Source organism: Pseudomonas hormoni (assembly GCF_018502625.1).
GTDB classification, from domain to species: Bacteria; Pseudomonadota; Gammaproteobacteria; order Pseudomonadales; family Pseudomonadaceae; genus Aquipseudomonas; species Aquipseudomonas hormoni.
In genome coordinates this window covers 4,491,139-4,515,363 of record NZ_CP075566.1, presented here as the reverse complement: position 1 = coordinate 4,515,363, position 24,225 = coordinate 4,491,139, and the positions used below count along the sequence as shown (strand labels likewise).

14 protein-coding genes are annotated in these 24,225 nt (G+C 59.6%); 5 read left to right on the top strand and 9 right to left on the bottom strand.

The window, feature by feature from the left end; translation table 11 throughout:
• Positions 1 to 18: 18 nt before the first annotated feature.
• The 3 genes from KJF94_RS20990 to KJF94_RS20980 form a co-directional block, all read right to left on the bottom strand.
• Positions 19 to 4,689 (bottom strand): NEL-type E3 ubiquitin ligase domain-containing protein, encoded by a 4,671-nt coding sequence (locus KJF94_RS20990; RefSeq protein ID WP_250548186.1) that lies wholly within the window; start codon positions 4,687 to 4,689, stop codon positions 19 to 21.
• A 150-nt stretch (positions 4,690 to 4,839) separates the two neighbouring features.
• Entirely contained in the window at positions 4,840 to 7,956 is a 3,117-nt protein-coding gene (locus KJF94_RS20985; protein ID WP_214378454.1) for a transglycosylase domain-containing protein, read from the bottom strand.
• Positions 7,957 to 8,208: 252 nt separating this feature from the next.
• Positions 8,209 to 8,667: an REP-associated tyrosine transposase gene (locus tag KJF94_RS20980; protein WP_214378453.1), complete on the bottom strand. Its 459-nt coding sequence runs from the start codon at positions 8,665 to 8,667 to the stop codon at positions 8,209 to 8,211.
• 627 nt (positions 8,668 to 9,294) lie between these two features.
• Between KJF94_RS20980 and KJF94_RS20975 the strand changes: the two genes are divergently transcribed.
• On the top strand, positions 9,295 to 10,716 hold the full coding sequence (locus KJF94_RS20975; protein ID WP_214378451.1) for an amino acid permease: 1,422 nt from the start codon (positions 9,295 to 9,297) through the stop codon (positions 10,714 to 10,716).
• Between the two features lie 177 nt (positions 10,717 to 10,893).
• On the opposite strand, the gene KJF94_RS20970 is transcribed toward KJF94_RS20975, so the two are convergent.
• Positions 10,894 to 12,021, bottom strand: a complete 1,128-nt coding sequence (locus KJF94_RS20970) for an OpgC family protein (RefSeq protein WP_214378449.1) — start codon at positions 12,019 to 12,021, stop codon at positions 10,894 to 10,896.
• A 261-nt stretch (positions 12,022 to 12,282) separates the two neighbouring features.
• On the opposite strand from KJF94_RS20970, the gene KJF94_RS20965 reads away from it, so the two are divergent.
• Together KJF94_RS20965 and KJF94_RS20960 are read left to right on the top strand one after the other, a co-directional pair.
• On the top strand, positions 12,283 to 13,224 hold the full coding sequence (locus KJF94_RS20965; protein WP_214378447.1) for a glycosyltransferase family 2 protein: 942 nt from the start codon (positions 12,283 to 12,285) through the stop codon (positions 13,222 to 13,224).
• A 1-nt stretch (position 13,225) separates the two neighbouring features.
• Positions 13,226 to 14,734, top strand: a complete 1,509-nt coding sequence (locus KJF94_RS20960) for a glucosyltransferase domain-containing protein (RefSeq protein WP_214378445.1) — start codon at positions 13,226 to 13,228, stop codon at positions 14,732 to 14,734.
• A 15-nt stretch (positions 14,735 to 14,749) separates the two neighbouring features.
• On the opposite strand, the gene KJF94_RS20955 is transcribed toward KJF94_RS20960, so the two are convergent.
• Together KJF94_RS20955 and KJF94_RS20950 are read right to left on the bottom strand one after the other, a co-directional pair.
• Positions 14,750 to 16,369 carry an FMN-binding glutamate synthase family protein gene (locus KJF94_RS20955; RefSeq protein WP_214378443.1) on the bottom strand — a complete coding sequence of 540 codons (1,620 nt, stop codon included), beginning with the start codon at positions 16,367 to 16,369 and terminating at the stop codon, positions 14,750 to 14,752.
• A 212-nt stretch (positions 16,370 to 16,581) separates the two neighbouring features.
• On the bottom strand, positions 16,582 to 17,382 hold the full coding sequence (locus tag KJF94_RS20950; RefSeq protein ID WP_214378441.1) for a helix-turn-helix transcriptional regulator: 801 nt from the start codon (positions 17,380 to 17,382) through the stop codon (positions 16,582 to 16,584).
• A gap of 126 nt (positions 17,383 to 17,508) precedes the next feature.
• Here KJF94_RS20950 and KJF94_RS20945 point away from each other — a divergent pair, with 126 nt between their 5' ends.
• Both KJF94_RS20945 and KJF94_RS20940 read left to right on the top strand, forming a co-directional pair.
• On the top strand, positions 17,509 to 18,330 hold the full coding sequence (locus KJF94_RS20945) for a carbon-nitrogen hydrolase family protein (RefSeq protein ID WP_214378439.1): 822 nt from the start codon (positions 17,509 to 17,511) through the stop codon (positions 18,328 to 18,330).
• Positions 18,331 to 18,561: 231 nt separating this feature from the next.
• The gene (locus KJF94_RS20940; RefSeq protein ID WP_214378437.1) at positions 18,562 to 19,887 is read left to right on the top strand and encodes an APC family permease; all 1,326 of its coding nucleotides are present in this window, start codon (positions 18,562 to 18,564) and stop codon (positions 19,885 to 19,887) included.
• A gap of 161 nt (positions 19,888 to 20,048) precedes the next feature.
• On the opposite strand, the gene KJF94_RS20935 is transcribed toward KJF94_RS20940, so the two are convergent.
• From KJF94_RS20935 to KJF94_RS20925, 3 genes are read right to left on the bottom strand one after another with little or no spacing between them, the layout of a single operon-like run.
• Positions 20,049 to 21,455 carry an ATP-binding protein gene (locus tag KJF94_RS20935; protein WP_214378435.1) on the bottom strand — a complete coding sequence of 469 codons (1,407 nt, stop codon included), beginning with the start codon at positions 21,453 to 21,455 and terminating at the stop codon, positions 20,049 to 20,051.
• A complete protein-coding gene (locus KJF94_RS20930) occupies positions 21,452 to 23,263 on the bottom strand; it encodes a DAHL domain-containing protein (protein ID WP_214378433.1) in 1,812 nt (603 codons plus the stop codon). Before KJF94_RS20930 ends, KJF94_RS20935 begins: the two co-directional genes overlap by 4 nt.
• A complete protein-coding gene (locus KJF94_RS20925) occupies positions 23,260 to 24,219 on the bottom strand; it encodes a cytochrome-c peroxidase (RefSeq protein WP_214378431.1) in 960 nt (319 codons plus the stop codon). The genes KJF94_RS20930 and KJF94_RS20925 overlap by 4 nt, the downstream gene beginning before the upstream one ends.
• Positions 24,220 to 24,225 lie beyond the last annotated feature (6 nt).

Sequence of the window (24,225 nt, the reverse complement as noted above, 5' to 3'; positions counted from 1 at the left end):
TCCTTCAGGGCGCTCGCGTTACACCCCGGCCTTTTTCAGCGCCTCGCGGGTCAGCCGTCTGCCCAGTTCCTGCTCGTCGTCACCGATGTCGCTGTACAACCGTTCATAGGTTTGATCGGTCATGGCGTCACCGGTGAACACCACGCTTTCGGGCACGGGAAACTCGCCGGCGAGGGTTTTCAACCGTTCCTTCAGCCGTACTTTGTCAGGGTCCGACAAGGCCTTGGCGTCCGCCCATGCCTGTTGTGCCTGCCGCAACTGGTCCAGCAGGTCGGCTTTGTTTTCGTAGGTGATGGCGTTGTTTCTGAATTCACCGGGCCAGGTCTCGCGCAGGTACTTGCTCCAGAATGACTGGTCGAGCATGCCGTTCACCAGGCCATCGCCCTGTTCCAGAGCGATGACCGTGTCGTAGGCCTGGGCAATGGCCGCGTCGGAAACCCCGGCGACTCTGCGCGAAAGCATGTTTTGCGACTGCCAGGGCAAATCCAGGCGCAGCGCCAGCCCGGTTTCATAGGCCAGATGCACTTCCACCTCATCAGGCATTCCCGTGCGTGCGGTGATGTCGGCTCGGGCGATGGCGTTGACCTGCTCGAGACGGGCAGCGCCCTTTGCCAGTTTCACCAGTTTGCCCTGCAGTTGCGCAGCGGTTGTCGAGTCCGAATACGCCTCTGAGGTGAGCACTTTGATGCCCATGTTATTGAACAACTGCGCGCCGGCATCGGCGCAGGTGGTGGGTGCCGTGGCCATGGTGAACAGCTCTTCGCGCACAGCGGTATCGAGATAAGCGGCATCGATCATTCGCCATACCCGGTCGGCGAGCTGTTGGCGCGATTCCCCGGCCCGCCGATAGTCCGCCGACATTCGCAGCTTCTCGATGACCATGAAGAAGCCCTCTGAATTGGGCTCCAGTGCCAGGTCGCTCCAGAGTTCCGGCCTGAGCGTTCCGATGCCTCGGGTGTCGCTGCCCCAGATCATGTCATCGGGGATTGGCCACTTGATCAGTTCTCGATTGGCCACCCTGGAGTAGAAGATCTGCGGATAGATGCCCACCGATTTTCGATAGTCCTCGTAGGCGATTCGATTCCAGTCGGTAAGGTTGCTTGTATAGAGGCGTGTTCGGGCGATGATGAACGCCTGATCCGACCCGGCCGCGACGTCAGGTATGTGGGTGATGGGGTTTTGCTGCATGTCCAGGAAAAAGCTTCTGGGCCGGCGCTTGCTGAAGATGCCCGATGGCCAGGTATCGATGCCCGTGTTGTTCAGACTCAGCACTCTGAGCCGGGGCATGCGATCGATGTTTATGGATGCACCCAGCGGGTTGTTGTCCAGTCTCACGATTTCCAGGCGGGTCAGGTTGCGCAGTCGCTCGACATCCGCTGGCGCCAAGCGGATATCGTTGTCGCTCAGGCGCAGGGTTTCCAGCAAATGCATGTTGCCGATACTTTCTGGCACTGCCGTCAGCCCACATTGCCGGGCGCTCAATTGACGCACGTGGCGGAAGTCTTTCAACAGGCCGCCGGCGTCTGTGGAAAACCGCGTGCTGTCCAGATTCAGGGTCGAGACCTGATCGAGGTATTTGCCCAGCTCGGGCAGTTTGTTCCACCACAGGTCGAGGTCGTACTGTGAAAACTCCGTCGACAGGTCCAGCGCGTAGCCTTCGTCCAGATGCGCACTGCGTTTGCCGAACACCGTGGATTTGCGCTCGAAGCATTCGACCAGTCGTTCAATGATGTGCTGTCCGTTATTCCTCGTGAAAGCCGTGCCGGACCAGCCATCGAGCTGGTGATACTGCCACTGCCTGAGCAGTACGTGCAGGTCATCGATGTCCTTCTCCAGGCGGTCGAGGATCTGAATGGCATCGTCCCGGGTGTAGAGCGACTCGATGAAGGTGCGCATTTCGTTTTCGCTGAAGTGCGGATACAGATCCGCCACACGCTCTTCCAGGGTTACGCCCCACCTTGACAGTGCCGGTCCGCGTACCAGCAGAAGGTTTTCCGTTGAGGGAGGAGGGGCCGGCCCACGGTCATCAAGCAGGGTGCGGCGTTCGGTGACCGGCTCGGTCTTCACCATGACCCATTGTTTGAACAACCCCCCTTCACGAGTCTGGTAGCCCAGTTCTCTACGCTTCTGCTCAGGCAAGGCCTGCAGAATGGACCGGTAGAGATCAGCCGCCTCATGCAGTTTTGCATTCGAGCTGTCGCGAACCTCGTAGGTGTTGTTTTTTCCTTTGACCAGTATTCGTACAACGGAGGCATCCGCCGGGCCGGCCATGCACCTGAGCTCGCCATCGACACTGTCAGCGCGGATCTCGATGCGCAGGTCGCCCAGTGAATCACTGAACAGACGCAAGGCGTTGAGGGTCAGGCGTTCGGTGTCGACACTGATCAGCGAGTCCCGGTAAAAACCTTCATAGCCTCGTGCGGTGCGTGTTTCCAGTTGCAGTTCCCGGGCGATGGTTTTCAGGCGCAAGGGGATGCGTTTTTCGTGGGTCATGGTTTCCCGTTCAACCCGGGTGGCCTTCGCCAGGAGTTTGCTGATGCCTTGCGCGGGGATGTCGGGAAATTTTTCGTGGACCAGCGACGTCGGCGCTTGTTCGCGGCTGGCGTCATCACTGTTCGTCTGCTCGATGAATGTCTGAACGTCCTGATCAATGCCCAGGCGTTTGATCGTATCGGTCAGCAATACCGGCGGACGCTGGTTTTTGACATACATCCCGCGCAGTTCGGCGGGGTCGGTGCCGCTGATCCTGCGGGCTGTTTCAAGCTGCGAGTCGCTGAGGCCGGTCGCCGAAGGCCCGATGCGGCGCAACAGGGTGGCGTCATTCCAGGTGCGCGGCTGCTCACCTTCAAGCACATAGGCGCCGGCGCCGTTCAGCGTCAGCTGTGGCTGGTAGGCATTGCTGCGTTTGGGGTGTTGCAGGTGATGCTGGCCGGTTTTCGTGTCTTTGCGCACTTCATAGTGTTTGTTTTCCACGCGCAAAATCTGCTTGCCTTCGTGGGAGTGCAAGCCCGTTGCATCGGGTTTTGTCTGGGAGGGCAGGTCTGTTTTCTGCTGTTCGTAGGGCGTGAGGTCGGGATGCCACAACCGGGGTTCTCCGTCGGGCAGTTGTACCGGTTTCATCCTCTCGACGAAGGGCGACAGTTTGATCGCAAAGGGCTTGGCGATCGCGAACCCGGCACCGACGGCCGCCAGCTGGATCAGGTCGGTTACCACGCCGATCACGTGTTCGGCGGCCTCCACGCCCAGGCCTTCAGCCAGATCGACCACGCCCTCGATGACTTCGCTGCTGAGCTGATAAACGCTGTACACCAGCATGGCCTCACCCAGGACCGGTACGAACGGGGTGATGACCAGCAGCGCGGCGTTGAAGATATCCGCCAACATTTTCTGCACGTTTTCCCACCAGGCCCGGCGCGCCTTGCTGTCGGCATCGGCGGTGGACACCGCGAGGTCGCGGGCGTCATTGAGGATTTTGTCGAGCTTGCGCTGATACAGCGACTCGCTGAGTGTCAGGGTGAAAGGGATCGCGCTGAACTGCAATTCGGGCCGGTCCACCGGGGTCTCGCGCCACGAGGGGCGTTGATCGAGGGGCGCTTTCTGATGCCAGGTCACGCGGCTGAGGCGTTGTTCAAGCCCGGCGAAAAAATGCCCGCGTTGACGCTGGTCGACAAACTGACTGAAGAATTGCCGATAGCTCATCTGCGATGAGGCGCTGACCTTGTTGTCGCGCAACTGGCGGGTCAGTTCGAGGACGAAATCGCCCGCCGACGGGTATTCCTTCAGCGGATGTTCCGGGTCATGGGGAACGTACGCAATGATCCGGTCGACGCCTCGGCTCTGCTCCCTGACGGGCGTCATGACAACGATGCCGGTCAAGGTCGTGTCCATCATCGCCAGATCGCAGCATTGCATGACCTTGCCTTCCAGGGTCAGTCGCTGCTGTCCTGCCAGCATGCCGGTCACGACTCTGTGAGCGTTCTCGCTGATGTCGCCTTTCATCCGTGCCATGAGTGCCGCGGCTTTGATCGCGGTTTTCTGGCTGGTGATGATCGTGTCCTGGAGCTCTTTTCTGGCCAACACGCCGCTGGGCAGCAAAACGCTTTTTACATGGGCGGTGTATTTCGCGCCGATATCCAGCTCCCGGCACAGGGCCTGGAACTGTTGAATGGTCATCTTGCGTTTGATCGGTTTGATCGTGAAGTGCCCGCGCTCGCCGGGTTTGCTGATGAACTCGGATTCTGTTTCGCTGGTTTCACCGGCGGCGAAATTATGCAGCGCAGCGTCGAGCAACGAGACGGTTCGAGTCGTGACGCCGCCTGAGGTATTGATCACCCACCAGGATTGCTCTTTGGGGAGATAGAGGCGCAGGTAAGTGGTCTTGACGTCGTCTTCGACCCCGTACCGTTCCTTGAGCCTGGCCTGGAGCAGCGGGGCCGCAAATGAATAAACGTCCTGCACGTTGTTGAGGCGCCGATCCACCTGGTTTTGTGCGGCCCACGCTTCCTTGTTGGCGGCTTTCAGCAAGGTATCGTCGGCATACCATTGCTCGATTTTCAGTTTGACGCCGGCCAGGGCTTTGCCTCTTTCGGGGGAGGCCGTCTGGAAACAGTCGCTGATACGGGTCTTGATGAGGTCGTAGTGTTTGCCTTTATCCACAGTGGTGGCGGCAGGCAGGGCTGAGTAGAGCATCGTGATCATCCTTGAGTCTCGATTAAGAATGACCAGCCTATCGGTTGATGCCCGAAATAAAAGTTTGAATATCAGGGGTTAATTGGCCGGATTAGCCGCTGATGCATTGAATATGCGCATCTGAAAAATAACTAAATACCACCACGGGGCTCACTGCTTTGCCACCTGGACCGGCAGACACATCGTGTGACTACCCGGCTGCAAGTACGGCGTGAGAATCGGCGCCATGCCCTTGAGCACTTGCACCGGTAGCGCCGAGGTGAACTTGAACGCTTCGGCCGTGCGCCCCGGCACGAATGCGGTCAACGTACCGAAGTGGGTATCACCGATATAAAACACAAAGGTGGCCGTGCGGTTGATCGACTTCGAGCTCAGAATCCGTCCGCCGGAACCGATGGCTTCGATGCGGTTATCCCCGGTCCCGGTCTTGCCGCCCATGGCCAATGGTTTGCCATCGGGCGTGATGAAACTGCCGGACACACGTTTCGCCGTACCGGCATCCACCACTTGCGACAGGGCCTCGCGCATGGCCGCGGCCACCTCTGATGGCATGACCCGTTTGCCGGCGTCCGGATCATTGATCAGTTTGGTTTCGTACGGTGTATTCGCCGCGAAGTGCAGGGTGTCGATGCGCAATGTCGGCATGCGCACGCCATCGTTGAGGATGGTGCCGATCAATTCGCCCAGCGCCGCCGGACGGTCGCCGGAACTGCCGATGGCGGTGGCCAGCGATGGCACCAGGTGATCGAACGGGTAGCCGACTTTCTGCCAGCGCGCGTGAATGTCGAGAAATGCCTCGATCTCCAGCATGGTGCGGATACGGCTGTCGCGGGCGCCCTTGTGACGACTCTTGAACAGCCAGCTGTAGACTTCCTGACGCTCGAACTGACTGGCTTTGACGATCTGGCTCCACTTGGCATCCGGGTTGTTCAGCAGGTAACCCATCAGCCACAAGTCCAGCGGGTGCACCTTGGCGATGAAGCCCTGATCCGGCAAGTCGTAGATGCCGGGGGCGTAATTTTCGTAGAGCCGCTGGAGGCGTTCATCCGTGAGTTTTTCGGTGAGTTTGACGCCTGTGAGGTGCGCGCGCACAAAGGCGTTGAAGCTTTCCTGGCTGGCCTGCGGCAGCAGATAACGATGCACGGCGGCGATGCGAATCGGCGTCGGGCGCATGCTGTCGAGGAACGTTTCGAGGCGTGCCTGGGTGTCCTTGTTCTTGTACTTTTTCCAGAACTTGAGCAGGAACGAAGTGCCCTCGCGGTCGGCGAACTCGGCCAGGTATTCCTGGCGCCGGGGATCGCGGTCGTCCCCGAGCAGTGCAGCGCTGTTGTTGGGGCCGGAGTAGGTGGTATAGCGCACCAGATCACGCATCAGCCGAATGAACGGCAGGTTGATCGACTCGCGCAGGGCATCGCGCAGGGTCGGTATGCGGCCGTTGTCTTCCTTGCGGAAGTTGACGAAGGTGTGCAGCCCGCCGCCGGTGAAAAAGGCTTCGCCGGGGCTGGCGGAATATTTGCGGTCCAGCGCGGCGCCGAGCATGGCCGGCAGGTTGCGGTCCTTGTTCTCGATCAGGTAATCGACGGCCCAGCGGCTCAGGCGATCCTGATCCGGGACATCGACTTTCTTCAATTCCGGTACGGTCATGTCGGCGTACTTGTCGTGCAGCTCGGCGATGATTTGCAGATAAGTCGTCAGCACGCGCATTTTCGCGGTGGAGCCCAATTCCAGCTTGCTGCCTTCGTTGATGTCGAACGGCTGGTCGGTGCTGTCGGTCTGCACCCGCACCCGCGAGCCGTCCGGGGTCAGTTCGAACAGCGTGAAGCTGTAGCGCACTTGCGTGGTGCTGGTGGGCGTGAGCAGGCGTTCGCCCATCAGGCCGATTTGCGCGGCAAACGCCGGGTCGGCCAAATGCTTGAGGTATTCGGTGGCCTGGGTTTGCAGGTCGCCTTGCAGGGTGGTGGTGGCCGACAGATCGAGGCGGTCGAGGTCGTACAGCGGCCGATTGAGCAAGCCACCCAGGCGACTGCGCGCCACGCTGATGCCTTTGTTGGTTTCGATCGGTTGAATGGTCGGCTGGGTCTGCCAGTCACGGTAGGTCACTTTGCTGGCCAGTGCGGCCGCCGCAAACGGCGCATCAATCACGTTGTTCTGTGCCAGCAGGCGAATGTGGCTGTCGGTGAGATCAGCCAATTCATCACGGCCCTTGGTCAGGTAGTGGGAAGGACGGCGCTGAGCGATCATCAACGAGAGTATTTCACGCAGGGCCAGGCCTTTGGCGGCCAGGCTTTGCGGGTCCGTGGCGGTGCTGGCCAGCGTCTCGTTGGCCTTGTTGAAATCGGCGCCGTACCAGACGCGCAAACCTTCGGCCATGCCGTGCACTTCACCGTGGCCAGGGACCGCCGACAGGGGCACGCTGTTGAGGTAGTCGCGCACCACGTTCTGCCGGGCTTCCAGGGTGTCCGGCCCGCCCTGATAGGCGCGCACGGTGGCAGAAATCATCTGGCGGATTTTTTCCCCGCCCGACACGGTCAAGCCATCCGGTGAGTGACGGTACTTTTCGAGTTGCGTCGCCAGGGTACTGCCGCCCGCCGACTGGCCGGGCATGTGCAGCCACTTGGCAACCTGCGACCACGCGGCCATGCCGAACCGTGGCCAATCCACGGCAGGGTTGGCCCGGGGTTGACGAGGGTCGAGCAGGAAGCGGTTTTCGATGAACAGCAAACTGTTGACCACCACGGGCGGGATCACATCAAAGCTTGAATAGAGTTGTTGTGGATATTTGTACTGATACAACGGTGCCGCCCGGCAATCGGTGATCAGCAAACCGGCCTGGATTTTCTCCGGATAGGGCACGAAAAGACCGTTGTCGCTGTAGTCCATCAGCGCCTTGGAAAATCGGGTCTGGGCCGAGATGACGTAATCACGCTTGAGCAACCTCGGCAGGAACTCACCCAGCGAACTGTAGCCCAGACGCAAATCGAACGGCCCGGCGCCGGGGTAGCGAATGGCGTCGCTGGGGCCGGGTTGTAAATCATATTTCAGGGTCGCGGCAAATTTGCTGATTTCCCGGGATTGAAGCTTCGAGGTACGCATTTCCTTGGCGGCAGCCAGACCCACGACAATCGCGATAATCAACAGCAACAACCAGAAGGCACCCCAGCCGTGTTTCGTGCGACTACGGCGAGGTTTTTCAGGTAAAGGCGCTTCATCCACACGTTCAGTCGGAACCACAGTTTTGCTCGAATCGGTTTGCCACAAAGCACCCATAGTCGACTGATCCATTCACGCAGATTGATCGGACTTGTTTGAAGCTTAGTCGGTGGTTGGCGATGGTGAAAAAATTGTGGAGAACCGAATGTCAGTATTGTGGCGAAGGAGCTTGCTCCCGCTGGGCTGCGAAGCAGACCCGGACCCTGTACCTGCGGTTTGTCTGATTGATTCGGTCTACAGGTTTTGCGACTGCTTCGCAGCCGAGCGGGAGCAAGCTCCCTCGCCACAGGGAAGTTTGGAGTCTGTTGATTAGAGCCAACAAGCATCCCAGAGGGGGTAATCGCCGATTTTGTCTACCAGTCCCGCGCGCAATGGGTTGGCAACGATGTAGCGAGCAAATGGCAGGAGCTCTTCGCCATCACGGATTGCCCGGTCGTGGTAGCCGGTTTGCCAGAAAGCACCTTCGCGGCGCAGCGCTTGGTTGATAGTGAGTGTGCTACGAGATTTGATCGATTGCATGAGCTGCGCCAAGTCGCATTGCTCAAGTTGCACCAGCCAATGGAAGTGGTCCGGCATGACTACCCAGGCAATCGAGTTGACCCATTCTTGTTCATGGGCTCGCCTCAGTTCAGCGACCAACAAACGACCCAATTGCCAATCGGTGAAGACCTGGTGGCGCTGATGCACAACCGCCGTTATGAGATAGGCCCGGCCTCGCTCTGAAAAGCGTCCCTGACGGAGCAAGTGTGAGTTTGGTCGTGGCTGCATTCCTTTGCTTCCTGGAAATAGTGATTTCCATTAACGCTAGGTACGCCGCGACCTACACGCCGCTTCAAACTCTGAGTGAATTTTCTGAAAGTCCTGACTGATCCAGTCATGAGCACAATTCCTGTGGCGAGGGAGCTTGCTCCCGCTGGGCTGCGAAGCGGCCCTGAACCCTGTATCCGCGGTTCGTCTGATTGATTCGGTCTGCAGGTTTGCGCCTGCTGCGCAGCCGAGCGGGAGCAAGCTCCCTCGCCACAGGGTGGTGTGGGTCTGGAGTGGTTGAGTTAGAGAGGTCGGAGGGTAAGTGCCGCCTAGGCAGGGGCATGACGCTGCACCAATACCGTGCAATACTCGGCGCCGTTCTAAATGGCGAAAAATCCTACAAAATCCAGACAATCCATCTCCTGAAATCGCCTTTTTATCGAGATGTACGCCTGAATTTTGTGATTTATAGAGTGAAAATCTCTGCAGCCGGCTTTTTATACTGCACGCCCCGCTGATCTTGCAGGTTTTGTCCTACAGGACGGTTCTGCCCACGAAGCAGGCCCGGTTCCAGGCAAGCAATGGTTTATCAGCCAGCGCTTCGACACTCGGTGGTCATATCCAATAACAAGACGAGGTTGTACCCCTATGCCAGTCGGCAATCACCTGCCCCACGGCGAGACCGCTCAAGGCGGCCCGCTTAAACGCGAACTCGGCGAACGGCATATTCGCTTGATGGCGCTCGGTGCCTGTATCGGCGTCGGCCTGTTCCTCGGTTCGGCCAAAGCCATCGAAATGGCCGGCCCGGCCATCATGCTGTCCTACATCATCGGCGGTCTGGCGATCCTGGTGATCATGCGAGCCCTCGGCGAGATGGCGGTGCACAACCCGGTCGCCGGCTCCTTCAGCCGTTACGCCCAGGATTATCTCGGTCCCTTGGCAGGCTTCCTGACCGGCTGGAATTACTGGTTCCTGTGGCTGGTGACCTGCGTCGCGGAAATCACCGCGGTGGCGGTGTACATGGGCGTTTGGTTCCCCGAGGTGCCGCGCTGGATCTGGGCACTGGCCGCGCTGGTCAGCATGGGCTCGATCAACCTGATCGCAGTGAAAGCCTTCGGTGAATTCGAATTCTGGTTCGCCCTGATCAAGATCGTCACCATCATCGCGATGGTGGTTGGCGGCGTCGGAGTGATCGCGTTCGGTTTCGGTAATGACGGCGTGGCACTGGGGATTTCCAATCTCTGGGCGCATGGCGGCTTCATGCCCAACGGCGTGCAAGGTGTGTTGATGTCCCTGCAAATGGTGATGTTCGCTTACCTCGGCGTCGAGATGATCGGCCTGACCGCCGGTGAAGCGAAGAACCCGCAGAAGACCATTCCCAATGCGATCGGCTCGGTGTTCTGGCGGATTCTGCTGTTCTACGTCGGCGCGTTGTTCGTGATTCTGTCGATCTATCCGTGGAACGAAATCGGCACTCAAGGTAGCCCGTTCGTGATGACGTTCGAGCGCCTGGGCATCAAGACTGCCGCTGGCATCATCAACTTCGTGGTAATCACCGCGGCGCTGTCGTCCTGCAACGGTGGCATTTTCAGCACCGGGCGCATGCTCTACAGCCTGGCGCAGAACGGCCAGGCCCCGGCCGGTTTCGCCACGACCTCGAACAATGGCGTGCCGCGTCGTGCGCTGCTGCTGTCGATTTTCGCCTTGCTGCTGGGCGTGCTGCTCAACTACCTGGTGCCTGAGAAAGTCTTCGTCTGGGTGACGGCGATTGCCACCTTCGGCGCGATCTGGACCTGGGTGATGATCCTGCTGGCCCAGCTCAAGTTCCGCAAAGGCCTGAGCGCCAGCGAACGTGCCGGCTTGAAATACAAGATGTGGCTGTACCCGGTCAGCTCGTACCTGGCGCTGGCGTTCCTGGTGCTGGTGGTCGGCTTGATGGCGTACTTCCCGGACACCCGCGTGGCGCTGTATGTAGGCCCGGCGTTCCTGGTGTTGCTGACGTTGTTGTTCTACGTGTTCAAGTTGCAACCGACCAATGTATCGCAAGGTGCGGTGCGCTCGGCTTCGTAAGTTATAACGCTTGAAATGAAAAGCCCCGGTCAATTGGCCGGGGCTTTTTAATGGCTGATGAGATCTCCTGTGGCGAGCGAGCTTGCTCGCGCTGGGGCGCGCAGCGGCCCTGAATACTGACGACTGCTTCGCAGCCGAGCGGGAGCAAGCTCCCTCGCCACAAAAGCTCGGTGCCCCTCAATTGACCGGTACTGTTTGAACCGGTGCGGTCAATCGTTTGTTGAACTCCAGCCACGCCCCCAGCAACGCCATCAACCCGGCACCCACCAGCGCGGTGAATACCTGCATGGCAAAGGCATCGTCGGTCATGGCGTTGACCATATCGGCCAGCGGCGCCAACAACACGCCGAGGCAGAAAATTTCCAGCGAGTAGCGACCCATGCGACAGCATTGCTGCGCCAGCCAGTTTCGCGTCCAGCCGCTATCCGGCAACAGTTTCGCAGTAACGTACGCCAGCGCCAGGAAGTGCAGCAGCCGCACCGGCGACAGGTCGGTCTTGCTGATCGGGTACAACAGGTTGCTCAGCCAGCCCGGCATCACCGCGTCATGAATTTCCGGCCATCGCCACGAGACGGTAATCACGCCAGTGATGACCACATACACCAACGCACTGATGAACAATGGCTGACGCTGCAGCGCACGAGTCTCGGGTAACCGTGGCCGCTGCCCGTGAGTCGCAGCGGCACCACCGAGGACAAACAACAGTTGCCAGACGACCGGGTTGAAATACCAGACGCCGTCCTTGATGGCGGCCAGGTTCCAGCCGAACCACGGCGCCAACAGGTACACCGTCAACGATACCGCCACCACCGCCCCGGCCTTGCGCACCAGCACCGGCAACACCAGCGGCAATCCGGCCAGCAGCACGATGTACAACGGCAGCGGGTCCATGAGGTTCGGTTTGAAGCGCAGCAGCAGTTCATCCACCAAGGCCTGCTGCGGGTTGGTAATGAAATGGTGCATGCCCATTTCCTCCACCAGATCCCGGGTTTCCACATGGCTGTTGGCGAAGAACACGATGCCCATCAGCATCGCCAGCAGGAAAATATGCACCACGTAGAGCACCCAGGCACGGCGCAGGATCTTCACGCAGGCGATCAGGTAACCATCGCGCTGAAGGATTTTGCCGTAGGCCAGGACCGCCGCATAACCGGCCAGAAATACGAAGATTTCGGCGGCGTCACTGAAACCGAAGTTGCGCGGGGTGATTTGCCCGAGGGGGTTGTGAGGCACGTGATCCCAGAAGATGAAGATCAGCGCCAGGCCTCGAAAAAAGTCGATTCGGTGATCGCGTTCAAACGTCATGACAGCGGGCTCGTGAACGGGTGTTGAATTAAGAGTGGACGGAGGCGCTGAAGATTGCGCGCCGCACATTGGCGGCGCGCAGGGTGGCGTGATTCGTGGGCAATTGCAAAACCCCGATATTACTGAATGTCTCAACTGCCTGCCCTTACCTGAGCCGACAACAGGAATCTGCCCACTGGTCTGGCAGACCGGTGGCACGCAAGAACGACGGCTGAAGGCCTCTGTCGAACAGTTACACGACATTGTTCAGGAGCGTGAAACGTGAAGGTTTCGCTGATCGTTCCGGTCTTCAACGAAGAGCAGGCAATCGTCCTGTTCTATCAGGCAGTGCGCCGCGAGTTGAGGCTTGGCGGCAGTGAGGTCGAGATCGTGTTCATCAACGATGGCAGTTCCGATGGCACGGCAGAGCAGGCCAAAGCGCTGGCGCAGGTCGATGATCTTGTGCTGCTGATCAACTTTTCGCGCAACTTCGGCAAGGAGCCGGCACTGTTCGCCGGTCTGGAATATGCGACCGGCGACGCAGTGATTCCCATGGATGTCGATCTGCAGGACCCGATCAGCGTCATTCCGCTGTTGATTGACGAATGGCAGAAAGGCGCGGATGTGGTGCTCGCCAAACGCCGCAATCGTGGCGCCGATAGTTACCTGAAACGCCACACTGCATCGCTGTTCTACCATGTGCTGAACCGTATCTCGTACACCCGGATAGAGGAAAACGTTGGCGATTTCCGGTTGATGGATCGCAAGGTGGTCAACGTGATCCGCGCACTGCCCGAGCACCAGTTGTTCATGAAGGGCGTGCTGTCGTGGGCCGGGTTCAACACGGCGATGGTCGAATACGAGCGAGCCGGGCGGGTGGCCGGTGCCAGCAAGTTCAATGGCTGGAAACTCTGGAACCTGGCCCTCGAAGGCGTGACGTCGTTCAGCACCGTGCCGTTGCGCCTGTGGACGTACATCGGCGGCGGCATTTCGATTTTCGCGGTGCTTTACGCGGTATACATGGTCCTGGACAAGATTTTCTTCGGCAACAGCGTCCCCGGTTACCCGTCGTTGATGACCGCCATTCTGTTTCTCGGCGGTGTGCAGCTGATCGGTATCGGCATCCTTGGTGAGTACGTCGGGCGGATCTACATCGAATCAAAGCATCGGCCGCGCTATGTGGTGAAAGACATCGTCGGCGGCAAAGACCGGCTCGGGCTTTAGCATGGGCCGGTTCAGTGATTTTCTCGGTAAAGAACTCGGGCCGCGCCAGGTCTGGCTGTTTTTTCTGCTCGCGACGTTGCTGTATGTCGTGCCGCTGATCCTCGCGGACTACCCGTACATCGATGACAACTGGCGTTCGCTGTCGGCCGGCATGGCGTGGGCGGAACAGGGTCGCTGGTTTACCCAGCTGTTCTACAACCTGCTGACGTTCGGCAACGCCGCGCCGAACATCTTTCCATTGCCCCTGTTGATCGCCACGCTGGCCATGGCCTCGGCACTGACCCGGCTGACGTTTCATTACTCTCCACAACCGACGATTGCCTGTTGCCTGGTGCCGCTGCCACTTTGGTACAACCCGTTTTTTCTGCAGAACCTGTCCTATCAATATGACGGTCCCGCCATGGCGTTGAGCCTGGTGGCGGTGATCTATGCGATCACTTTTCGTCACCCCTCGCGCAGTCGGCAATGGCTAGTGCCGGCGTTGCTGATTGCACTGGCGCTGGGGCTGTATCAGATCAGCCTGAATGTGTTTCTGGGCTTGTGTTGCCTGGAACTGCTCAGGGGCGTGAATGACCGATTGGGCTGGCCGCAACTGTGCGGGTTGATCGGCTGGAAACTGGCGCAGGTCACCATGGGCTGGCTGATGTACTGCGTCAGTGCCGTGGCGTTCATGAGTCAGGATCGCGCGTTGTTATTGAACTGGGCCGCCGCGCCGCTGCTGCAGCTGCACGTCAACATCGGCAGAGTGCTGGAAAAAGTCGTGCTGCTGTTTCACGGCGGATTCGCCTGGGTGTTCGCCGCGTTGTTGCTCTGCGCGATTGCCGGTGCTGTTCAGGTGGGACTGAAGGTGCGAGCGCGTCAGGACAGCGGACTCAAGAAAGGCCTGATCGGCCTGCTGTGTTTGCTGACCTTGCCGGTCGTGACGCTCTTGGTGTCGGGCGTCGCGCTGTTTTTCCGTGACTTCAACGAAGGCGCCCGGACCTTGATGGGTTTCGCCGTGCTGCTGGTGCTGTTGTTCTACTTGAGCCACTTGGCACTGGCGCAGATCCATAAACGGCTGCCGTTGTTGCTGTTGCTGCCATTGCTGGCGATGTTGTCGTTGTCGTTCGCTTACGGCCGGGTGCTGACGGTGCAGAAAGCCTTCACTACCAGTGCGCTGTTGAGCCTTGAACACGACATTGCGACGCATCGACAACTGCGTGAGGCCAAGCGGATTTACATGTCGGTGACGTACTCCGATCACTGGTTGCTGGGTGCCGCAGGTTCGTTCAAGCAGATGCCGGTGTTGCACTATCTGCTGAACATCGACTTTTTCATGCTGGCCGAGAACCTGCCGAAAGTGGGCATCACCAACGTCGTCGCGGAGAAGGAGCGTCGCAATGCGACGCGGGTGGGATATCTTGGATATCCGGCGCTGCTGGAGCGCCAGTACTACCGGATTTATCTGCTGGGTGATTACGGTTTCATCGTCATGAAAGAGCCGGCCCCGATCAAGGCGCTTCGCTGGTGAAGCGCCCCGTTGGACTCAAGCCGCTGCCATTTCATTGGGCTCAAAACTGTCCGCCCGCGCCATCTGCCACATGCGCGAATAGAACTCGCCGTTTACCTCGCCGGTGAGCAACTCCCCCGGTTTCAAGAACACATGCAGCTGCGAGAACAGCTTGATCTCGGTCGCCGACATGCGCCGCACCAGGTGCTTGGCCGACAACTGCGACGGATGATCGAGGCCGGCGGCGGCGAGCATTTCGGCCAGCGCCTTGAGGGTGTTGCGGTGGAAGTTGAACACGCGCTGGGCCTTGTCCGGGACGACCAGAGCGCGCTGGCGCAAGGTGTCCTGGGTGGCGACGCCGGTCGGGCATTTGTTGGTGTGGCACGACTGCGACTGGATGCAACCGATGGCGAACATGAAGCCGCGCGCCGAGTTGGCCCAGTCGGCGCCGATGGCCAGTACGCTGGCGATGTCGAAAGCGCTGACGATCTTGCCGCTGGCACCGAGTTTGATCTTGTCCCGCAGGTTCAGGCCTACCAGCGTGTTGTGCACGAACAGCAGACCCTCGCGCATTGGTACGCCGATGTGATCGGTGAATTCCACAGGCGCCGCACCGGTGCCACCTTCCTTGCCATCGACGACGATGAAGTCCGGGAGGATGCCGGTTTCCAGCATGGCCTTGGCGATGCCCATGAATTCCCACGGATGGCCGAGGCAGAACTTGAAGCCCACCGGTTTGCCGCCGGACAGTTCACGCAGTTGCTGGATGAAGTGCATCAGTTCGATCGGCGTGGAAAACGCACTGTGCCGCGACGGCGAGATGCAGTCTTCGCCCATCAGGATGCCGCGGGTTTCGGCGATTTCCTTGGTGACTTTGTGCTTGGGCAGGATGCCGCCATGGCCGGGCTTGGCGCCCTGGGACATCTTGATTTCGATCATCCGCACCTGCGGCGTCTGCGCTTGTGCGGCGAAGCGTTCCGGGTCGAAGCGCCCGTCTGCGGTGCGGCAGCCGAAGTAGCCGCTGCCGAGTTCCCAGGTCAGGTCGCCGCCGTTTTCCCGGTGATAGGCGCTGATGCTGCCTTCGCCGGTGTCGTGGGCAAAGTTGCCGAGCTTCGCGCCCTGGTTCAACGCGCGAATGGCGTTGGCGCTGAGCGAGCCGAAACTCATGGCCGAGATGTTGAACACCGATGCCGAGTACGGCTGGGTGCACTGCGGGCCACCGACGAGGGTGCGAAAACTGCTCGGATCACTCAACGGTGCCGGGCGCATGGAGTGGCCGATGAATTCGAAACCCGACTGATACACATCGATCAACGTGCCGAAGGGTTTGTCGGCGCTTTCGTTCTTGGCGCGGGAATAGACCAGCGAACGCTGGGCCCGGGAGAAGGGCAGGGCGTCGCTGTCGGACTCGAGCAGGTATTGGCGGATTTCCGGACGAATGCCCTCCACCAGATAGCGGATGTTGCCGAGGATCGGGTAATTGCGACGCACGGCGTGGGGGCTTTGCAGCAGATCGAACAGGCCGATCAGGCTGAGCACGCCCGTGACGGCGGTGATCGGCCAGAGCCAGTCGTGTTCCAGGAAGGGCAGGCTGGCGAAGGTGAAGATCACGCAAGCGGCAAAGAAGGCGTAGCGGCTCAGGAGTGACAGGCTCATACGGTTTCCTTGGGTTCGGACTCGGTCATTGTTTGGCAATGCTGCATCTTGCTTCTGTGGCGAGGGAGCTTGCTCCCGTTCGGCTGCGCAGCAGTCGCAAAACCTGCTGACGGGTTCTGTCTGACTGCACGCGGTGTCTGTATCGGGACCGCTTCGCGGTCCAGCGGGAGCAAGCTCCCTCGCCACAGGAGTCTGGGGCGCTGCAACGTTTTTTAGGCATTCTGGGCCTGAAGAAAAATCGAAAACAGCTCGGACTGGGACTTGATCCCCAGCTTGCTGTACATGTGCTTCTTATGGACTTTCACGGTTTCAACAGAGATTTCCAGCTTACGGGCGATTTCTTTACTGGAGCAACCGCTGAGCATCAAACGCCCGACATCCAGCTCGCGTGCGGTCAGTTGCGCGCCTTTGAGTTGCTGCACCGAGGCTTCCAGTTGAACCCGCCAGTCACCCTGGACCGGCGCCGGCGCGAGGGCCACGACTTCGTTGATTTCGTAAGGCAGGCGCTGGCGCAACAGGCCGAGCACCCACGGCTGGATCAACGACAGCCAGGCAATCTGCTGACCGCTGAAACGCTGTTTGCTGCCCAAAGACAGGCACAGCGTACGGTCACCCTCGAGCTGGCAATTGAACTGGATTTCGTCGGCCACCACATTCAGACGAAAGTAGCGCTGGTAATACTCGGTCAGCTCGAAATGCTCCGGCGCCACTTCCGACAGGCGATAGAGCCCGGTGCGCGACTGCTCGCGGCAGGCGATGTAGAACGGGTCGAGCAGGTACAAACCGCGCAGGTAATCCTGGAACAACTGATCGGGGCTGCCGTCTTCGCCCGGGCATTCGGCGAACACTTGCGGGTGCTGATCGGCGCTGAAAAGCAGCGCCACCCAGCTGTCGAAGGTCACGTACTGATCCAGCAGCCGCACCAGTTGCGTCCAGAAATTGGGCTTGTCGAGGGCGTCGATCAGTTGCCCGACCGAACGGTGCCAGGCGATGTCGTCTAACGAGAGTGTCATGGGTCTACCCCTATCGGGTTACCCCGGCCGCGTGATTCCCTGGCCGGTTGCTTGCTGCGCATACTGGCGCACAGACAACGGCCGGGCAATCTTTCTGCCGCCCGGCCACTAGAACAAGGACTACCCATGAAGGTCGAACTCGCCCAACTGGCGGGCCGTGACAACGACACGGCTTACAACCTCGAACGCGCGCTGGCGGCGATTGCTGCCTGCGCGGCCGACACGCAGTTGATCATGTTTCCGGAAAGCCATCTGATGGGCTTCCCGTCCGCCGAGACCGTCGCTGCGGTCGCCGAACCCCTGAACGGCCCGACGGTCAGCGCGATCGTCGCCGTTGCCCGTGAGCGCAACATCGCCGTGGTGATCGGTACGGCCGAGAACGACAACGGTCGCTTTTTCAACACCACGCTGCTGATCACCCCGGAAGGCATCGCGCTGAAATACCGCAAGACGCACCTGTGGGCGTCCGACCGTGGTGTGTACGAACCGGGCGACCGCTACGCCACGTGCCTGTGGAACGGCGTGCGGGTCGGCCTGCTGATTTGCTACGACATCGAATTCCCGGAAACCGCCCGCGCCCTGGCACAGCTGGGCGCCGAACTGCTGATCGTCACCAACGGCAACATGGACCCGTACGGCCCGACTCACCGCACCGCGATCATGGCCCGCGCCCAGGAAAACCAGGCGTTTGCGCTGATGGTCAACCGCGTGGAAGCGGGCGATGGCGGGTTGTTGTTTGCTGGCGGCAGTGCGCTGGTGAATCCGCTGGGCACGTTGTTGTTTGAGGCTGGGCGGGATGAGGGGCAGTTTGCGGTGGAGCTGGACTTCAGTCAGCTGGAAGCGGCGCGGCAGGATTATCGGTATCTGGATGATCAGCGGCTGAAGTTGCCGGGGGAGAGGGTTGAGCATGCTTCTGGACTTCGGGAGCTGCTGATTCCCAAGGGCTGAGCCTGATTCTGTGTCGACCGGGCTGATGCCTTCGCGGGCAAGCCCGCTCCCACAGGGATCTTCTGTGGATATCGATTTTGTGTACAACGCAAAACCTGTGGGAGCTGGCTTGCCAGCGATGAGGCCCTGACAAACGACACACCTGTTTGACCAGAACAACAAACGCAACACCCGTAATTTGCGCCGAACTCGGCTCTGCCATAAATCCAATAAAATTCGGAGTAGTCGCTCATGGCTCGTTTGCAACGCACCCTCTCATTAGGGTCGGTGGTGCTGTTTGGCATCGCCTACATGACGCCGATCATTGTGCTCGGCACGTTCGGCATCCTCGCTCAATCCACCGCCGGCATGGTGCCGGCCGCGTACCTCGCGGCGCTGGTGGCGATGTTCTTCACCGCCATGAGTTACGGCCGAATGGCTTCGGCGTTTCCGGTGGCCGGCTCGGCTTACAGTTATGTGCGCAAGGCGATCAGTCCCAAGCTCGGTTTCATCGCCGGTTGGGCAGTGCTGCTCGATTACCTGTTCCTGCCGATGGCGATCTGGCTGATCGGCGCGGCATACCTCAACTCCGCGTTCCCGGCGGTGCCACAGTGGATCTGGGTGCTGGCGTTCATCGGCATCACCAGCGCGATCAACATCGTCGGCCTGAAACTGGCCAACGGCATCAACGCCTTGCTGATGCTGGTGCAGTTTCTGGTCCTGATCGCCTTCGTTGCGCTGTGCGTGCATTACGTCGGCGGCGATGCGAGCACGCCGTTGTGGTCGGTGAAGCCGTTCTTTAACGGTGACATGCAGATGCCACTGATCATGAGCGGTGCGGCCATCGCCTGTTACTCGTTCCTCGGTTTCGACGCGGTCAGCACCCTGACCGAAGAAACCCGCGACCCGCGCCGCACCATCCCACGGGCGATCATGCTGATTACCCTGATCGGCGGGCTGATCTTCGTCGGCGTGTCGTATTTCGTGCAGATCGCGCATCCGTCATTCCAGTTCGACAGCGTCGACTCGGCTGCCTATGAAATTGCCCGCAACATCGGTGGCGACCTGTTCGTGTCGATCTTTCTGATCGGCCTGATCGTCGGTCAGTTCGCTTCGGGTCTGTCGGCTCAGGCCAGCGGTTCGCGGCTGCTGTATGCCATGGGCCGTGACGGTGTGCTGCCGAAATCGTTTTTCGGCACCTTGCACGAACGCTTTGGCACGCCAATCAACAGCATCCTGCTGTGCGCCGTCGTGGCGTTGCTGGCGCTGAAACTGGACGTCACCACCTCGACCTCGTTCATCAACTTCGGCGCGTTCCTGGCGTTCAGTCTGGTGAACCTGTCGGTGATCTTTCACTACTGGATCGGCGGCGAGAAGAAGGGGTTGCGTGAGTTGGTGCTGTTCCTGATCTTCCCGTTCATCGGTCTGGTGGCTGATTTGTGGCTGATGGTCAGCCTCGATCATCTGGCGATCTATCTGGGTTTGAGCTGGCTGGCGATTGGTGTGGTGTACCTGGCAGTGTTGACCGGTGGTTTCCGTCGTCAGCCACCGGAGATGGATTTTCAGGAAGCCACATAACCACCTGACTTGTGAGGAACCCTGTGGGAGCGAGCCTTTGTGGCGAGGGAGCTTGCTCCCGCTGGGTCGCGAAGCGGCCCCAAAAGCTTTGCGACTGCTTCGCAGCCGAGCGGGAGCAAGCTCCTCGCCACAAAAGCTCGCTCCCACATCTTGAGTTGTGTTCAGGCTGCCGGTTTTGATTGGTGGATCGGCAATTCAACGCGGAAAGTGCTCCCCACCCCGACTTCACTCACCACCGAAATATCCCCCCCATGTTTCTTCACGATGCCATAGGACAGGGACAACCCCAGCCCTGTCCCCTGGCCCACCGGTTTGGTGGTGAAGAACGGGTCGAAGATTTTCTGCAGGCTGTCCGGCGGGATCCCGACGCCGGTGTCGGCGACTTCGATCCATACGGTTTCCCCTTCAGACCCGGTGCGCAGGGTGAGGGTGCCGCGTTCCGGGCCGATGGCCTGCGACGCGTTGACGATCAGGTTCATGATCACCTGGTTGATCTGCGAAGGCAGGCATTCGATATCGGGCAGGATCTGATAGTCCTTCACCACATCGGCCTTGTACTTCAGTTCATTGGCGACGATGTTCAGCGTCGATTCGATGCCGTGTTGCAGATTCGCCCACTGCCATTCCTGGTTGGAGTCCACCCGCGAGAAGTCCTTCAGGTCCCTGACGATCTGTCCGACGCGGTTGATGCCGTCCTTGGATTCCTTGATCAGCAGCGGTATGTCGTCGCGCAGGAATTCCAGCTCGACCCGATCGCGTAGTTGATGCAGGCGCTCGACCAGCTCGCTGGAACCAATTGCTTCCTCTGCATCACGATAGGCATCGAGCATTTCCTGCAGCTGTTTGAAATAGCCATCGAGGGCGCCGAGGTTGGAGGAAATGAAGCCGATGGGGTTATTGATTTCATGGGCGACACCGGCCGCCAGTTGCCCCAGTGAAGCGAGTTTTTCCGATTGCACCAGTTGCGATTCAAGCTGTTTGCGCTCGTCGATTTCCCGCTGCAACGCCTCGCTGGCCTGTTTGAATTGGGTCGTGCGCTGGTCCACCAGATGCTCCAGGTGGCTCATCTGCACCAAGGCCCGTTCGGTCATGTCCCATTTGGTCAGCAGGGTGTTGGCCATCTGCTGGACTTCAATGTTGTCGAACGGTTTTTTCAGAATCAGCAGCCGGTCATGCGCCTGCAACCGGTCCAGCAGTTCATCCCACGAATAGTCGGAATACGCGGTGCACACCACCACTTGCAGACGCGGGTCTTCCTGCCACAAATGCTCGATGGTTTGCGCGCCGTCCCAGCCCTCCGGCATGCGCATGTCGACGAAGGCCAGCGCGTAGGGATGGTTTACCTGCAAGGCGTCCTTGAGTTTGCCCAGGCCCTCTTGCCCGCCATACGCCGAATCCAGCTCGAACAGGGCGCGGGTGGATTTCACTTCACTGCCAAACAGCGCCGCTTCCATCGCGTCCAGCTCGACAGTCGGCACCGGCGTCGGCGTAAGAATCTTGCGGAAATCCTCATGAATGGACGGTGTGTCGTCGATCAGCAGAATGCGCCGGTTCGACTGTTCGCTCATGCTACCTCCGTGACGGGTTTCAGCGGGATTTGCAGGGTGAACTGCGCGCCCTTGCCCGGCCCGTCGCTGTAGGCGGTGAGGTGGCCGTTCATTTCGATGGCGGCCAGGGCACAGCTGTGCAGGCCAAAGCCGTGACCTTCCTTGCGGGTGGTAAAGCCGTGGGCAAAGATGCGCGTCATGTTTTCCGCAGCGATGCCTTCACCGTCATCCTTGACGCTGACTTGTAGCGTCTCGTCGTCGACGATTTTTACCCCCAGGGTCATTTGTCGCGGGCGGTTGCTGAGGTCGGACATGGCGTATTTGGCGTTGCTGATCAGGTTGATCAGGATCAGCAGCAAACGGTGTTTGTCGCCCATGACCTGCGGCACCTCACCGTACTCCTTGACCACCGTGACGTGATGCCGGGTCAGCGCGCCGGCGTTCATGCGCAGGGCGTCCTCGAGCAATTCGCTGATGTGCAGCGGCTCCATCAGGCTGTTGGCGCCCGCGTAGGATTGCTGGGTGGCGACGATGTCCTTGATGTGGTCGACACTTTTGCTCAACTGCGCGAGTTCGTCGGTCATGCTTTGTTGTTCGAGGGCGATGGCCTCCACCAGTTGATTGAGGTAGCCAGGCAGCAATTTGCCTTTCTCGTCCTGGGTCAGGAAGGTGCCGAGGTCGCCGGGGTGTTCGTTGATCAGTTGCATCGCCTTGCCCAACCCCTGGGCCTTGCTGGCGCGCAGTTTGCGGCTGACCAGGTCGGCCGAGATGTTGACGCTGTTAAGCACGTTGCCGACGTTGTGCAACACATTGGTGGCGATCTCGGCCATGCCGGCCTGGCGTGCGGTGTCCAGCAGTTCGCTCTGGGTGTCCTTTAGTTCACGGGTGCGTTCTTCCACCCGCAGCTCCAGGTCGTCATTGACGGTTTTCAGGGCTTTGTTAACGTGGTTGATGACGGTGAAACTGCGCATGAGATGGATCGCCAGGTACACCAGCAACAGGACCAGCAACACTGAAAACGCCAACATGTAGAAGTGATAGTGCTGGTCGACCGCATCGGCCTGTTGCTGGTCCGTGTTCAACAGGCTGGTGATGTCGTCCAGGCGCTCGGCGACGGGAATCGCTTCGATGTTTTCCAGCAAGCGGTTGACCACCGGTTGTTCGCGCAGAATCAGTGAAATGTGGTTACTCAAAATATCGATCGGGCTGTGAAACTGTTTGGGCAGGCGCAACTTGTTCACCGCCAGTTTGTTCAGTCCGACCAGAATGTCGGCGGCCCTTTCGTCGGAGGTGACCTGGGCGAACTCCAGACTGCTGAGCAGCAGGTCGTAAGTGTCGTTGGCGATGTTCTGCAGTTGCAGTTTATCGCCATCGACCAACCTGGCCAGTTGCTCCTGAATGTCGTCCTCGGCGGTAGGCAGGAACGCCAGTGAGTTGCGCAGAACGGCGTTGTGGGACTTGAACTGCTCCACCAGCCGGGTCTTTTCCAGGATGGCGGTCAGGTACGCATCATGGCTGGCACGCCAGATCGGCGAGTCGTTGCGACCGTGGGTCGATTCCATGGTGTCGAACCGTTCCCACAACTGGGACATCTCGATCAGCGGCGTGACCAGCGGATCATAGTTGTGGTTGGTGGTGATCCTGGCCTTGAGGATTTCGGTTTCCCATTGCGCGTTCAGCTGCTTGATACGACCGATCAGGTCACGGGATTCAGCGTAGGTCGACGTCTCGTTCGAATTCGATTTGAGGTACAGGAACAGCAGCGTCGAGGCCAGCATCACGGCGACGATGCCCAGCAATGCCAGGTTGCGACGGTTAGACATTTTCATAAAGGCTTGCCTCCCCATTCACCCGTCAACGTCTTGAGGAACTGGATGATCAGGAACTTGTCCTCGGCGGAAGGAATGCGCCCGAGCTGGAACTTGAACATCACGTCCACCGCCTCTTCGAGGGTGTTGACCGAACCGTCGTGAAAATACGGTGCGGTCACCGCGACATTGCGCAGGCTCGGTACCTTGAACACGTTGCGGTCCTCTTCATCCTTGGTCACCAGATAGCGACCCAGGTCGGAGTCGGTCGGGTTGCCGCGAACCTTGAAGTAATCGCCCATGACGCCGAACTTCTGGAACATGTTGCCGCCGATGTTCACGCCCTGGTGGCAGGCAATGCAGCCGTAATCCTTGAAACGTTGATAACCGTACTTTTCCTCGGTCGTGAGGATGTCGGTGTCGCCCAGCAGGTATTGATCAAACCGCGAGTTGCTGCTGAGCAGAGTCCGTTCGTACGACGCCAGGGCGTTTTGCGCATTGTTCATGGTCACGCCGTCCGGGTAGGCGTTGGCGAATGCGCTGCGGTACGCCGGGTCGGCGGATAGCACTTGCACCACGTGTTGCCAGTTGCTGCCCATTTCACTGGGGCTTTGCACCACTTCATGGATCTGGGTTTCCAGGGTGTCGGCGCGGCCGTTCCAGAACTGCCTGAAATTCAGGGTGGCGTTGAACACGCTGGGGGTGTTGATCGTCACAGGCACACCGTTGAAGCCCATGGAAAACGCCTGGGTATCGGCACCACCTTTGTCCAGCTGATGGCAACTGGCGCAGGACAGTGTGTTGTTGACCGACAGGCGCGGTTCATTGAACAACTGGCGACCGAGCTCGACCCGCAGCGGGTTTTGTTGTGGCACCGGAGGCAGCGGTTTGAGTGGTTCATCCAGCGGTGCGGCGCCAGCGCTCAGACAGAATCCGAGCAGCGGCACCAGGAGCAGGTGGTGAATGGATGACGACATCTGATG